Source organism: Massilia jejuensis (assembly GCF_042656795.1).
In the GTDB taxonomy this organism is placed as follows: Bacteria; Pseudomonadota; Gammaproteobacteria; order Burkholderiales; family Burkholderiaceae_D; genus Telluria; species Telluria jejuensis.
In genome coordinates this window covers 24130-37172 of sequence record NZ_JBHSMS010000074.1, presented here as the reverse complement: position 1 = coordinate 37172, position 13043 = coordinate 24130, and the positions used below count along the sequence as shown (strand labels likewise).

Annotated in this window: 14 protein-coding genes; 8 read left to right on the top strand and 6 right to left on the bottom strand. The window is 64.5% G+C overall.

What is annotated here, in order from left to right:
• Window positions 1-3 precede the first annotated feature (3 nt).
• The 4 genes from ACFPOU_RS21105 to ACFPOU_RS21090 all read right to left on the bottom strand — a co-directional run bounded on the left by ACFPOU_RS21105 (window position 4) and on the right by ACFPOU_RS21090 (window position 3901).
• Complete coding sequence (locus ACFPOU_RS21105; protein WP_379726079.1) at window positions 4-429, bottom strand: OsmC family protein; 426 nt, start codon at window positions 427-429, stop codon at window positions 4-6.
• Window positions 430-524: 95 nt separating this feature from the next.
• Window positions 525-1709 (bottom strand): ABC transporter permease, encoded by a 1185-nt coding sequence (locus ACFPOU_RS21100; protein WP_379726076.1) that lies wholly within the window; start codon window positions 1707-1709, stop codon window positions 525-527.
• Entirely contained in the window at window positions 1706-2437 is a 732-nt protein-coding gene (locus tag ACFPOU_RS21095; RefSeq protein WP_379726073.1) for an ABC transporter ATP-binding protein, read from the bottom strand. Before ACFPOU_RS21095 ends, ACFPOU_RS21100 begins: the two co-directional genes overlap by 4 nt.
• A gap of 12 nt (window positions 2438-2449) precedes the next feature.
• Complete coding sequence (locus tag ACFPOU_RS21090; protein ID WP_379726070.1) at window positions 2450-3901, bottom strand: alpha/beta fold hydrolase; 1452 nt, start codon at window positions 3899-3901, stop codon at window positions 2450-2452.
• A 316-nt stretch (window positions 3902-4217) separates the two neighbouring features.
• On the opposite strand from ACFPOU_RS21090, the gene rplM reads away from it, so the two are divergent.
• From rplM to erpA, 6 genes are all read left to right on the top strand, one after another.
• Window positions 4218-4646 carry a 50S ribosomal protein L13 gene (gene rplM, locus ACFPOU_RS21085; RefSeq protein WP_192053289.1) on the top strand — a complete coding sequence of 143 codons (429 nt, stop codon included), beginning with the start codon at window positions 4218-4220 and terminating at the stop codon, window positions 4644-4646.
• Between the two features lie 9 nt (window positions 4647-4655).
• Window positions 4656-5048, top strand: a complete 393-nt coding sequence (rpsI, locus tag ACFPOU_RS21080; RefSeq protein ID WP_259211456.1) for a 30S ribosomal protein S9 — start codon at window positions 4656-4658, stop codon at window positions 5046-5048.
• A 171-nt stretch (window positions 5049-5219) separates the two neighbouring features.
• Complete coding sequence (locus tag ACFPOU_RS21075) at window positions 5220-6266, top strand: patatin-like phospholipase family protein (protein WP_379726065.1); 1047 nt, start codon at window positions 5220-5222, stop codon at window positions 6264-6266.
• A 133-nt stretch (window positions 6267-6399) separates the two neighbouring features.
• A complete protein-coding gene (gene argC, locus ACFPOU_RS21070; RefSeq protein ID WP_379726062.1) occupies window positions 6400-7437 on the top strand; it encodes an N-acetyl-gamma-glutamyl-phosphate reductase in 1038 nt (345 codons plus the stop codon).
• A gap of 168 nt (window positions 7438-7605) precedes the next feature.
• Entirely contained in the window at window positions 7606-8004 is a 399-nt protein-coding gene (locus ACFPOU_RS21065) for a bactofilin family protein (RefSeq protein WP_379726059.1), read from the top strand.
• A 54-nt stretch (window positions 8005-8058) separates the two neighbouring features.
• Complete coding sequence (gene erpA, locus ACFPOU_RS21060) at window positions 8059-8427, top strand: iron-sulfur cluster insertion protein ErpA (protein ID WP_136220584.1); 369 nt, start codon at window positions 8059-8061, stop codon at window positions 8425-8427.
• Window positions 8428-8546: 119 nt separating this feature from the next.
• On the opposite strand, the gene ACFPOU_RS21055 is transcribed toward erpA, so the two are convergent.
• Both ACFPOU_RS21055 and ACFPOU_RS21050 read right to left on the bottom strand, forming a co-directional pair.
• Window positions 8547-9644 (bottom strand): anhydro-N-acetylmuramic acid kinase, encoded by a 1098-nt coding sequence (locus tag ACFPOU_RS21055; protein ID WP_379726056.1) that lies wholly within the window; start codon window positions 9642-9644, stop codon window positions 8547-8549.
• A gap of 116 nt (window positions 9645-9760) precedes the next feature.
• Window positions 9761-11125, bottom strand: a complete 1365-nt coding sequence (locus ACFPOU_RS21050; RefSeq protein ID WP_379726053.1) for a M23 family metallopeptidase — start codon at window positions 11123-11125, stop codon at window positions 9761-9763.
• Window positions 11126-11275: 150 nt separating this feature from the next.
• Here ACFPOU_RS21050 and tyrS point away from each other — a divergent pair, with 150 nt between their 5' ends.
• Both tyrS and dtd read left to right on the top strand, forming a co-directional pair.
• On the top strand, window positions 11276-12553 hold the full coding sequence (gene tyrS / locus ACFPOU_RS21045; RefSeq protein ID WP_379726050.1) for a tyrosine--tRNA ligase: 1278 nt from the start codon (window positions 11276-11278) through the stop codon (window positions 12551-12553).
• Window positions 12550-13008, top strand: a complete 459-nt coding sequence (gene dtd / locus ACFPOU_RS21040) for a D-aminoacyl-tRNA deacylase (protein WP_379726047.1) — start codon at window positions 12550-12552, stop codon at window positions 13006-13008. The genes tyrS and dtd overlap by 4 nt, the downstream gene beginning before the upstream one ends.
• Window positions 13009-13043 lie beyond the last annotated feature (35 nt).

Below are 13043 nucleotides of genomic sequence, written 5' to 3'. Positions count from 1 at the left end.
GCATCACTGGGCTTCGACGATCTCGACCGAATGCGTGATCTCGGCCATCGCCGCCAGCATGATCGAGGCCGAGCAGTACTTTTCGTGCGACAGCTTCACCGCGCGCTCCACCGCCGCCGGTTTCAGGTTGCGTCCGGTGACGACAAAGTGAAAATTGATCTTGGTGAAAATCTTCGGATCGACCGGGGCGCGCTCGGCCTGCAGCGTGACGTCGCATCCGCTCACGTTCTCGCGCCCGCGCTGCAGGATCATGACCACGTCGTAGGCGCTGCAGCCGCCGGTGCCGGCCAGGACCATCTCCATCGGCCGCGGCGCGAGGTTGTGGCCGCCGCCCTCGGGCGCGCCGTCCATTGACACCATGTGGCCCGACCCGGTCTGGGCGCGAAAACTCATGCCCGAAGGGCCGTTCCAGCTGACTTTGACTTCCATTGTGTCTCTCCGCGATGGTGAATGCCTATTGTAAAACAGCCCTGGCCGACTCGTCGGGCAGGGCTGTTTTTCCGCGGATGGCGCAAGCCGGGACTTTACACCGCCAGCACGTAGCGCTCGCTCTTCATGCGCCAGCTGGCGAAGGCGACGATGGCCAGCGCCGGCAGCGTGCCGCTGACGAAGGTGAGCAGGAAGGGCAGGGCGCCGACGTCCACGCCTTTCGACAGCTCGCGCAGCAAGGTCTGGTTCGACAGCATCGGCACCGCGTACATCCACAGCGACGTCTTCAAATCCATCATCGAGACCACGACCCCCGGCAGCATCGGCAGCAGCAGCACGATGCTGAGCAGGCTTTGCGCTTCCTTGAACGACTTGGCGTTCATCGCCAGCGCGATCTGCAGCGCGGCGGCGAGCAATGCCAGCGGCACCGCCACGATGCAGACCATGGCCACCTCGGCCCAGGACAGGCTCCACGCCATGCCCAGTTCCTCGAGCGGAATCCAGGACAGCACCACGTGGGCCAGGATCAGTTCGAGCGTCAGACCGATCACGGCCAGCGCGGCGGCCATGAGCCACTTGCCGGAGACGATCTCCCAGGCCCGCGCCGGCTGCGCCATCAGTACTTCCAGCGAACGCCGTTCGCGCTCGCCGGCGGTGCTGTCGACGGCGGCCGACATGCCGCAGAAGAAGGCGGGGAAGAACAGCATGCTGAGCATGCTGCCGATGAAGCCGGCCGAGCGCGAGGCATTCGTGCCGGTGTCGTAGCGCTGCACCTCGATCGGCGCCAGCGTGGCCGGCGACACGCCGTGCGCCAGCAGGCGCGCACTGGCGACATTCGCGCCGTAGGCCTCGAGCACGTCCTCGATCTCGCGCCGCTGCGCATGCTTCTCGGCGGCCGAGTCGTACCACAGCTCGACGCGGGCCGGGCGCATGGCCGTGTAGTTGTCGGTGAATTTATCCGACAGGCGCAGTACCCCGGCCACCTTTCCCTCCTGCAGCTTGGCCTGGATCGCCGGCTCGTCCATCGGGGCGGTATCGATGACCGTGATGTTCTTCTGCTTGAGCTGTGCCATCAGCGTGGGTGCCCTGGCGGCGCCGATGACGGCCAGGTCGATGCCTTCGCGCTCCGAACGCGTGTTGCGGTCGATCACCTGGTTCAGGATGACGCCGATCATGACCGGGTACATCATCGTAAACAGCAGCAGCAGCCCGACTGTGCGTTTTTCGCGCAGGGTTTCGCGCATCTCTTTCAGGAAGATGGTGAGAACGGGCGGCTTCATGCGGCGATCCCTTCTTCGCCGACCAGGCTGACGAACGCGTCCTCGAGGTTTTCGATGCCGGTGCGGCGGCACAATTCGAACGGCGAACCCTGGGCCACGGTATGGCCCTTGGCGATGACGATCACGTCGTCGCACAGGTGGGTCACCTCCTGCATCACGTGGGTGGCCATGATGACGCAGCAGCCGTCGGCGCGCAGGGCGGCCAGGGCGCGCCGCAGCGCGCGCGTGCTCATCACGTCCAGGCCCCGGCTCGGTTCGTCGAGCAGCAGGTTGCGCGGCCGGTGCAGGAGCGTGCGCGCCAGCGCCACCTTGATGCGCTGGCCCTGCGAGAAGCCCTTGGTGCGGCGCTCGAGGATATCGTCCATCGACAGCAGGTCCGCGACCTCGCCGATACGCTGTGCCAGGGCGGCGCCGTCCATGCCGTTCAGTTCACCGAAATAGGTGAGGTATTCGCGCGTGGAGAGGCGCTCGTAGAGGCCGAACTGGTCGGTCAGGAAGCCGATGTTGCGGCGTACCGTGAGCGGGTCCTTTTCCGGGTCGACGCCGTCGACGGCGATCGTTCCCTGGTCGCGCTTGAGCAGGGCGACCAGGGTGCGCAGCAGGGTGGTCTTGCCGGCGCCGTTGGGGCCGAGCAGGGCCGTGATCTGGCCGTCGCGCGCGCTGAAGCTGACGCCGCCGAGCGCCTGCACCTCGCCGAACTGTTTGCGTACATCGTGTACTTCGATCATGGTGGGCTCGATTCAGGGTTGCGGCCCGGCGCTGCCGAGCTGGAAAGTCGGGGGCGGGATCTCGGCCAGGCAGGCCGCGTCGAGCCTGGCGGTCGGCTTGTCGAGGAATTCGCGCATCAGGCGCGGCGCGCAGCCGAGCTGCGAGACGCCGTGGCCGGCATTGGCCACCACCAGGTGGCGTGCGTTGCGCATGTGGCGCGCGGCGCTCTCCGCGCGCCGCGGCGCCGTCACCGGATCGAGCGCGCCCGACAGCAGCAGGGCCGGCGCCTCGATCATGGTCGGCGCCGCGTAGGGCACGGCCGGCACGTTCATGGTCTTGCACATGGCCGGCATGCGTCCGGCCCAGGCGCGCGTGATCATGGCGTCTTCGTCTTTCATCAGGCTTGGGGTCATGCGCGGCACGTCCTCGGCGCAGACCACGGCCAGGTGCAGCAGGAAGGCGCTGCTCGACTCGGTGGTGAAATCGCCGCTCACGTTCTGGCGCGCGATGAAGGGTTCCCATCTTCCCTGGTAGGCGCTGTGGATCAGGAAGGGCAGGCGGCGCGCGTCGGCCGGCGAATACAGGATGTTGTGGACGGTGCCGGTGAAACGCGGCCCGGACATCGTGACGGTGGTCGGGGCCGCGGTGCGCGGGTTGGCGATCGTGAGCTTCAGGCCGGCCTCGGCGCGCGCGGCCAGCGTGTCGAATTCGGCGCGCAGGTTGGGGTAGGCCCTGTTGCAGCCCGGGTCCCTGGCGCAGTGCTCGAACAGCTTGTCGAGCGCGGCCTGGCCGTCGCGTCCGGCCGCCGGCACCACCTGTTCGGGCGCGGCCACGCCGTCCAGGATCAGCGCGCGCACGCTGCCCGGGAAGGCGCGTGCATAGGCTTGCCCCAGCCGGGTGCCGTAGGAGCCGCCCCAGACGTTGACCTTGTCGTAGCCGAGCGCGCGCCTTACCTGTTCCAGGTCGCGCGCGGCGTTGGCCGTGGTGTAGGCCGCGAAAGGAGCGCGGCTGTTCCTGATGCACCGGTGGATTTCCGCTTCCAGCTCGGCGTCGCTCATGGTTTCGTGCTCGGGCCGGCTCTCGCAATCGAGCTTGCCCGACAGGCCGGTACCGCGCTGGTCGACGAAGACGATGTCGCGCGTGGCGCGCACGCGCTTGAGCGCGGCCGGGAGCAGCCGGATCACTTCGCTGCCGGCCTGGCCCGGACCGCCGGCCAGCACGAACAGCGGATCGGTCCTGGCGCCTTCGCGAAACGCCGGCGCGACGGTGACATGGATGTTCAGGGCGCCGGCCGCCGGTTTCGCGTAGTCGAGCGGCACCGGCACGGCCAGGCAGCGCAGCGCCCCTTCGGCGCCGGGCAGGTGGCAGGTGCGCGGCGCGGGCGCGGCCTTGGCCGGGCGCGGCGCCTCGGGCGCGCCGGCCGCCGCGGCGGCGCCCGCGAAGAACAGGGCCAGCAGGGCGGGCGGGATGGCACGTGTTTTCACGAAGTCTCCTCAGTTAGTTGACCAATAGTAATTTGCCATCGTTTGTATGGTCAACAGATAGTTTCGGCAGGAAATGGCTGAGCCGAGTCTAGCTCCCTGCGCAAGGGATTAATTGCTATACGTCAATTCGTTACTGGATCGAATGGCGGACACGAGGCATGGATAAGACAGGTGTTTCCCTGCTGCCTTGACCGTCAGTTATAAAGTGCAGTATCATCGCTGGCTTTCCATTTGCTCTGGAAAAGACAATAAGGCAGAGTCCGCAGTAACCATTGCGGAACCACCATTTGAGCAATTTACCTATTAGGAAGTCAACATGAAAACTTTTTCCGCTAAGGGCCATGAAGTCCAGCGCGACTGGTTCGTGATTGACGCGACGGACTTGGTCCTCGGACGTGTTGCCAGCGAAGTGGCACTCCGACTGCGCGGCAAACACAAACCAGAATTCACTCCGCACGTCGACACCGGTGACTATATCGTCGTCGTCAACGCAGGCAAGCTGCGCGTGACCGGCACGAAAGCGACCAACAAGACCTACTATCGTCACTCGGGCTACCCGGGCGGTATCTACGAAACCAACTTCCTGAAAATGCAACAGCGTTTCCCGGGCCGCGCGCTCGAGAAGGCCGTCAAAGGCATGCTGCCGAAGGGCCCGCTGGGCTATGCAATGATCAAGAAGCTGAAAGTGTACGCGGAAGGTTCGCACCCACACGCAGCTCAGCAACCACAAGCACTGACCCTCTAAGGAACTGACATGATCGGTAACTACAACTACGGCACCGGCCGTCGCAAGAGTGCAGTCGCTCGCGTGTTCATCAAAGCCGGCACTGGCCTGATCATCGTGAACGGCAAGCCTGCGAACGAATATTTCTCGCGCGAAACTGGCCTGATGGTCATTCGCCAGCCGCTGGAACTGACCGGCAACGTCGAGCGTTTCGACATCAAGGTCAACGTCCATGGCGGCGGCGAGTCGGGCCAGGCTGGCGCCGTCCGTCACGGCATCACCCGCGCCCTGATCGACTACGACGCAGGCCTCAAGGGCGACCTGGCACGTGCCGGTTTCGTCACCCGTGACGCCCGTGAAGTCGAGCGTAAGAAAGTCGGCCTGCGTAAAGCACGCCGCGCCAAGCAGTTCTCGAAGCGTTAATCGTTTCAAGCAGCCTGCGCGTTGCTTTCTGCTGGACAAGAAGCCGCCTTCGGGCGGCTTTTTCGTGCGCGCGCGGTGCGCGCAGCGCGCTCCGCTACGTTCGCCAGCGCACCGCGCCGTCGTGCCTGCCACGTTAATCTCGCTAGTCGGAATTGTCGCGGGAACAGCAAAATGAGTGGCGTAACCAAGAAAATCAGCCTCGGGCTGCAGGGCGGAGGCGCTTTCGGCGCCTTCGGATGGGGTGTGCTCGACCGCTTGCTGGCCGAAGAACGCCTGGACATCGCGGCCATCAGCGGTACCAGTGCCGGCGCCGTGAACGCGGCCGTGGTGGCCGACGGCTATGCGCGCGGCGGCGGACGCGCGGGCGCGCGCATGGCGCTGCGGCGCTTCTGGCGCGGCCTGTCCACGGCCGCCACCATCGCCAGTCCGATCCGCCCGAGCGGGCTGGACGTGGCCATGGGCGGCGGCACGCTGGCCACTTCGCCCGGCTACCAGTTCATGCAACTGCTGGCCGGCATGCTGGCGCCGCCCGCCTCGCCGCTGAGCATGAATCCTTTCCATCCGCTGCTGGCCTCGCTGATCGATTTCGAGCGCGTGCGCGCCTGCGAAGAGATCGACCTGTTCATTCCCGCCACTAATATTCGCAGCGGCAAGGGCAAGGTGTTCACGCGCCCCGAACTCGATGCGCGCATGATCGCCGCCTCGGCCTGCCTGCCTTACGTGTTCGCGCCGGTCGTCATCGATGGCGAAGCCTACTGGGACGGCAGTTTTGTCGGCAATCCCTCGCTCTCGCCGCTGGTGCAGGAGGGCGCGGCCGACATCGTCATCGTCCAGAACAATCCGGTCGCGCGTCCGGGCTTGCCGATGACGATGAGCGACATCCAGAGCCGCACCACCGAAATCGCCTTCAACGTCAGCTTCGTGCGCGAAGTGAGCGCCATTCGCCATTTGCACGGCGTCGCCGATGCCGAGGACAGCGACATCGTGCACCCGGCGGCCGTGCGCCTGCACCTGATCAGCGGAAACGAAGCGCTGCAACAGCTCGATTTGTCGAGCAAATTCAATACCGAATGGCCTTTCCTGCTGCGCCTGCACGCGCTGGGAGTCGCGACGGCCGGGCGCTGGCTGGACGAGCACTTCGAGCAGGTCGGCCGGAGGTCGACCATGGATCCGGTCCCGGTGCACGAGGCCGAGCTCCTGACCGGAACGGATGCCTGAGTCCGGCATGTAATATTTGCAAGATCGACTCCCGGTGCACCTATTCTTTGCATCGGCGCCGGCCGCACCGGGTCTTGGTCAGACTGTTAAAATTGGCGCTTGTCGTACCATTTATATATTTAAAGGAAAGAACATGATCAAAGTTGGCATCGTTGGCGGAACCGGTTACACGGGCGTGGAATTGCTGCGGCTGCTGGCAACTCATCCGGGCGTGGAGCTGACCGCGATCACTTCGCGCAAGGAGGACGGCTTGCCGGTGGCCGACATGTTCCCCTCGCTGCGCGGCCGCGTGCACCTTGCCTTCTCGGCGCCGGACAAGGCCGATCTGACCGAATGCGACGTGGTGTTTTTTGCCACCCCGCACGGCGTGGCCATGGCACAAGCCCCGGCGCTGCTGGCGGCCGGCGTCAAGGTCATCGACCTGGCGGCCGACTTCCGCCTGAAGGACCGCGCCAGTTTCGAGAAATGGTACAAGATCGAGCACAGCGCCCCGGAGCTGATCGAGGAAGCCGTGTATGGCTTGCCGGAGCTGAACCGCGAAGACATCAAGCAGGCGCGCCTGATCGCCAACCCGGGCTGCTACCCGACCACGATGCAGCTGGGCTTCGTGCCCCTGCTCAAGGCCGGCCTGATCGACGCCGGCAGCCTGATTGCCGACGCCAAGTCGGGCGTCTCCGGCGCCGGCCGCAAGGCCGAGATTGGCACGCTGTTCTCGGAGTCGAGCGACAATTTCAAGGCCTATGGCGTCGCCGGCCACCGCCATACCCCGGAAACCTCGGCCCAGCTGCAGCGCTTTACCGACGACAAGGTCGGCCTGATCTTCACGCCGCACCTGGTGCCGATGATCCGCGGCATGCATGCCACGCTGTATGCGCGCCTGACGCAGGAAGTCGACGACGCCCAACTGCAAGCCCTGTTCGAGGAAACCTACAAGGACGCGCCTTTCGTCGACGTGATGCCCTTCGGCTCGCACCCTGAAACGCGCTCGACACGCGGCTCGAACATGCTGCGCCTGGCGCTGCATCGGCCAGGCGGCGGCAACACGGTCGTCATCCTGGTAGTCCAGGACAACCTGGTCAAGGGCGCCTCGGGCCAGGCCGTGCAGTGCATGAACCTGATGTTCGGCTTTGAGGAAACGACGGGTCTGCAACAGATTGCCTTGTTGCCGTAAAACCGAGTTGCAGGAAACTGACTAAGCCAACCTGGGCAGTCCCTGAAGTTGCATCTGTGCATTGTCTGACAAGACTTAGATCAAGGTGGTAACTGTTGAGAACGGTAAATTGACCGATGCACTGGTCAGTTTGACGTCAACATTTTTCTATCTCACAGGGGTGCCACCATGTTCGGTCGCAATGCAAAAAGCGAAATTGACAGCCTGATCGGCATAGCCGCCCGCATCGAAGGCGACCTGTGCTTCAGCGGCGGCTTGCGCATCGATGGCGAAGTCCACGGCAACGTGATCGCCAGCGAAGGCGTCGACAGCATGCTGATCGTTTCCGAGCATGCGCGCATCGAGGGAGAAGTACGCTGCGCCAACCTGGTGGTCAACGGTTTCATCGCCGGATCGGTCCATTCGACGGAACTGCTTGAATTACAGCCGAAAGGCCGCATTCATGGAGATGTCCATTACAAGCTGCTCGAAATGCACGGCGGCGCCCTGGTGACCGGCAAACTGACCCACCATCCGGCGGGTGAGCCGGTATTTCACCTGGCCGAAGCGGTGGCTGCCGAAGCGTGACCGGCACGAACAGTCTATAATGGAAGAAATCCGAATTTAATCAGGAGTTTATCCATGACTGCAGTCGCTGAAGTAGTTGACTTTGACACCATCCCGACGCCCATCGTCTTTACCGACAGCGCTGCCGAAAAAGTGGCGCAACTGATCGAGGAAGAGGGCAATCCCGATCTCAAGCTGCGCGTCTTCGTGCAGGGCGGCGGCTGTTCGGGCTTCCAGTACGGCTTCACCTTCGACGAGATCGTGAACGAAGACGACACCACCATGGAGAAGAACGGCGTGCAACTGCTGATCGACTCGATGAGCTACCAGTACCTGGTGGGTGCCGAAATCGATTACAAGGACGACCTCGAAGGTGCCCAGTTCGTCATCAAGAACCCGAATGCCACCAGTACTTGCGGTTGCGGGTCCTCGTTCTCGGCCTGAGTGTCGCTCCATGACCCGGCCTTGCCGGGTGTTGTTACCGGATCCGGGCACTGCCCGGATCTGTGTTTGATCGGCGCGTCGTTCGTCATGCCGCGCGCCACTTGCCCAAGAACAGGTTCTTAGGCCGGGTAGAGTGCGCCCAGGATGCGCAAGCCCTTCGCCCCGGTCACGGCCGGCAGGTTGCCCGGCTGGCGCCCCATGAACCGGTAGCCCAGCCAGGCAAACGCCAGCGCCTCGACCCGGTTCGGCGCGATACCGAGCGCCGCAGTCGATTCGACCGGAACCTTCCCGCCGAGCGCCGCCGCGAGCGCGCGCAGCAGCGCGCCGTTACAGGCGCCGCCGCCGCAGGCATACACGGCATCCACAGCTACGCCTTCCCGCAAGATTGCGTCGGCGATCGTGCGCGCGGTCAGCATGGCCAGTGTCGCCTGCACATCGGCTGGCGCCAGGTCCGGGAACGCCGCCAGCCGCGTATCGAGCCATGCCATGTGAAACAGGTCGCGCCCCGTGCTTTTGGGCGGCGGCTGGTGGAAATAGGCTTCTTCCAGCAAGGTTGCAAGCAAGCCGGCGTCCACCGTCCCGCGCGCGCCCCAGGCGCCATCGGCGTCGTATTCCTTCCCCTGGTGGCGCCCGATCCAGGCGTCCAGCAAGACATTGCCGGGACCGGTGTCATGACCCGTCACGCGGCCGTCGGCGTGCAGCACGCTGATGTTGCCGATGCCGCCGATGTTGACCACCACCCGCGTCGTGCCCGGCTTGCCGAAAGCGGCGGCATGGAAGGCCGGCACCAGCGGCGCGCCTTGGCCGCCGGCGGCGATGTCGCGGCTGCGGAAATCGGCGATCACGTCGATGCCGGTCAGTTCGGCCAGCAGGGCAGGGTTGTTCGTTTGACGCGTGAAGCCGAGCTCGGGCCGGTGGCGTACGGTCTGGCCATGCACGGCCACCGCCGCCACCGGGCCGGGCGCCTGCCCCGCGAGCGCCTGCACGCAGTGTGCGTAGGCCTGCGCCAGCCCGTTCGCGGCAAGCGCTTCGCGTTCGATCTCGTTGTGTCCACCGGACTGGAGCGCCATCAGTTCGGCGCGCAAGGCGGGCGCGAACGGCACGAATGCGGCCTCGATGGTGCGGATCGCGCCATCGGCGAAATCGGCCAGTACGCCGTCGACGCCGTCAAGGCTGGTGCCCGACATCAAGCCGATATACAGGGAAGAATTCATCATGTGCTCATCATAATCGAGACCCATGCAAAAACGCCTTCCGTGCGGCGAAGCGACGGAAGGCGTTCCGGGAACTGCCTGGGTGCTTGTAGGCTTGCCCTTCCTGCCGAGACAGGGTCCTAGCGCGCAGCCATGGCGTTGCCGCCCGGGGTCATCAGCGAGAAGCGGTGGTTCATTTCCGCTGCGGCCATCTTGAAGCGGGCCATTTCGCCGTTGGACAGCGGGGCCGCCATCAGGTTCTTCAGCCCGTTCGGGTCGCGGGCGACACCGGCGACGCGGAATTCGTAGTGCAGGTGGGCGCCGGTCGACCAGCCGGTCGAACCGACATAGCCGATGACCTGGCCCTGGCTGACCTTGGCGCCCTTGCGCAGGCCGCTGCCGAAACGGCTCATGTGGGCGTAGGCGGTGCTGTAGTTCGACCAGTGCTTGATGACGATCATGTTGCCGTAGCCGCCGGAAACGCCGATGGACTCGACCGTGCCGTCGCCCGCGGCGCGGATCGGGGTGCCGGTCGCGGCGGCGTAGTCGATGCCCTTGTGCGCTTTCCACTGGCCCGAGATCGGGTGCACGCGGTTCGAGAAGCCCGACGACACGCGCGAGAATTCCAGCGGCGACTTGAGAAAGGCTTTTTTCAGCGATTTGCCGTCGAGGCTGTAGTAGCCGCCTTGCCTGGTGACCGGATCTTCGAACCAGACGGCCTGGTGGCTGGTGCCGCGGTTGATGAATTCGCCTGCCAGGATGCGGCCGGTCTTCACCAGCTCGCCGTCGAGCCAGAAGGTTTCGTAGACGACGTTGAAACGGTCGCCACGCTTGAGGTCGCCGCGGAAGTCGATGTTGGTCGAGAACATCTGGACGATTTCGTTGACGACCGAATCCGGGATCGACCCGCCGTCGACGTTGGCGTCGGTGGCCGAGTAGAGCGAGGCGCTGGTGATTTCGCGCGAACGCATTTCGACGCGGCGCTCCAGCTTGGCAGGGGCTTCGGATGCCTTGAAGCCGTCGCCATGGCGGGCGATGGTGAGCGTGGTCGGCGCGCTGTCCTTGTCGGTGAGGGTGGCGCGCAGCGACAGCAGCTGGCCGTTCTCGTCGGTCTCGGCCTGCAGGCGCTTGCCGTTTTTCAGGCTCAGGATGCGGCGGGCGAGCTTGTCGGTGCGGATGAAGTTCTGCGCCTGCGCATCGTTCACGCCGAGACGGCCGAGCATGGTGCCGATCGAGTCGCCCGGACGGACGCGCTCTTCGTGGATGAACTGCTGCTCGTCCTGCTGCAGGGCGGCGATCTGGTCGGAGAGGTTGGGCAGGGCCAGGTTCTCGGCGACGGACACGACTTGGACGTTGCTGTCGTCCTGGGTGATTGGGGCGGTCGCAACAGCGCCGAAGGCGCACAGTGCGAGGGCGAGGGCGCCGGCGCCGACGACACGGGTCTTGCGACTCGTATGGGTCAGGCGCGACAGGCTGGCAGTGGTGATTTTTTGGATAGGGTTCATGCAATCAGTTAAAATTTACCGCTTGAACTCAGAACACTATTTTTCTTGTTGTTTTAAAAAGTTATCGCGCGGCAAGATTGATGGGATCGAGCATTGTACCAAAATATCGTGTCCTACAACCGTTTTAGCTAAACTCCTACAAAAGAATTTATGACAGACTCCGCGTCTTGTAGTAATCACAACTCCGTTTCCGAGGCTCAATTACGGTTGTCCGACAAGACCCGGGAAGCGCTCGCCGTGACCAAGCGCGGGGTCGACGAATTGCTGATCGAAAGCGAATTCGTACAGAAGCTGGTGCGTTCGGAAAAGACCGGTATCCCCCTGCGTATCAAGCTGGGCCTGGACCCGACCGCGCCCGACCTGCACCTGGGCCATACCGTGGTGCTGAACAAGCTGCGCCAGCTGCAAAACCTGGGGCACCAGGTGATTTTCCTGATCGGCGACTTCACCTCGATGATCGGCGATCCGTCGGGCCGCAACGCGACCCGTCCGCCGCTGACCCGCGAGCAGGTGGAAGAAAACGCCATGACCTACTTCCGCCAGGCTGCCCTCGTGCTCGACGCCGGGCGCACCGAGATGCGCTATAACTCCGAGTGGTGCGACCCGCTGGGCGCGCGCGGCATGATTCAATTGGCCTCGCGTTATACCGTTGCCCGCATGATGGAGCGCGACGACTTCACCAAGCGTTACAAGAGTGGGACTCCGATCGCTGTTCATGAGTTCCTTTATCCGTTGATGCAGGGCTACGATTCAGTCGCTTTGAAATCCGACCTTGAGCTAGGTGGAACGGATCAGAAATTTAACTTGCTCGTCGGACGCGAACTTCAGAAAGACTATGGGCAAGAACCGCAGTGCATCTTGACCATGCCGCTGCTGGAAGGCCTGGACGGCATCGAGAAGATGTCCAAGTCGAAGAACAACTACATCGGCATCACCGAGGCGCCGAACACGATGTTCGCCAAACTGATGAGTATTTCGGACCCCATGATGTGGCGTTATTTCGAGCTGCTGTCGTTCCGCTCGCAGGCCGACATCGCGGCCCTGAAGGCGGCGGTCGACGCCGGCGCCAACCCGCGCGACGCGAAAGTGGCGCTGGGCCAGGAAATCGTGACGCGTTTCCACTCGGCCCAGGCGGCCGCGGATGCGCTGGCCGACTTCGTCAACCGCGCCAAGGGCGGCATTCCGGACGACGTGCCGGAGGTGGCCGTCTCCGGCGCCCCCCTGGGCGTGGCCCAGCTGCTCAAGGCCGCCGGCCTGTGCGCCTCGACCTCGGAAGCCATGCGCATGGTCGACCAGGGCGGCGTGCGCATCGACGGCGATGTCGTGAGCGACAAGAACCTGAAGATCGAGGCCGGCAGCTTCGTCATGCAGGTAGGCAAGCGCAAATTCGCGCGCGTCAGCTTCACCCGGTCCGGCGATCCGGCATGATCGGGCTCTTGCAGCGCGTCAGCCACGCCAGCGTCGTGGTCGACGGCGCCACGGTCGGCGCCATCGAAGGCGGCCTGCTGGTGCTGGTCTGCGCCGAGAAGGGCGATACCGAGCGCGAGGCCGAGGCCCTGCTGGCCAAGCTGCTGGGCTACCGGGTGTTTGCCGACGCCGCCGGCAAGATGAACCGCAGCGTCACCGATACCGGCGGGGCGCTGCTGCTGGTGCCCCAGTTCACGCTCGCCGCCGATACCCGCTCCGGCACCCGTCCCTCGTTCTCGCCGGCGGCCAGCCCGCAGGACGGGCAGCGCCTGTTCGAGCATGTCGTGCGCCAGGCGCGCGCACGCCATGGCAAAGTTGAAACCGGTCAATTTGGCGCCGACATGAAAGTCAGCCTGACGAATGACGGTCCGGTGACGATCTGGCTGCGTGTTGATCCGGTCGTTGTTTCGCGTTGAAACCCCTATCGCAGCATGCGGTCAATATCATGGAG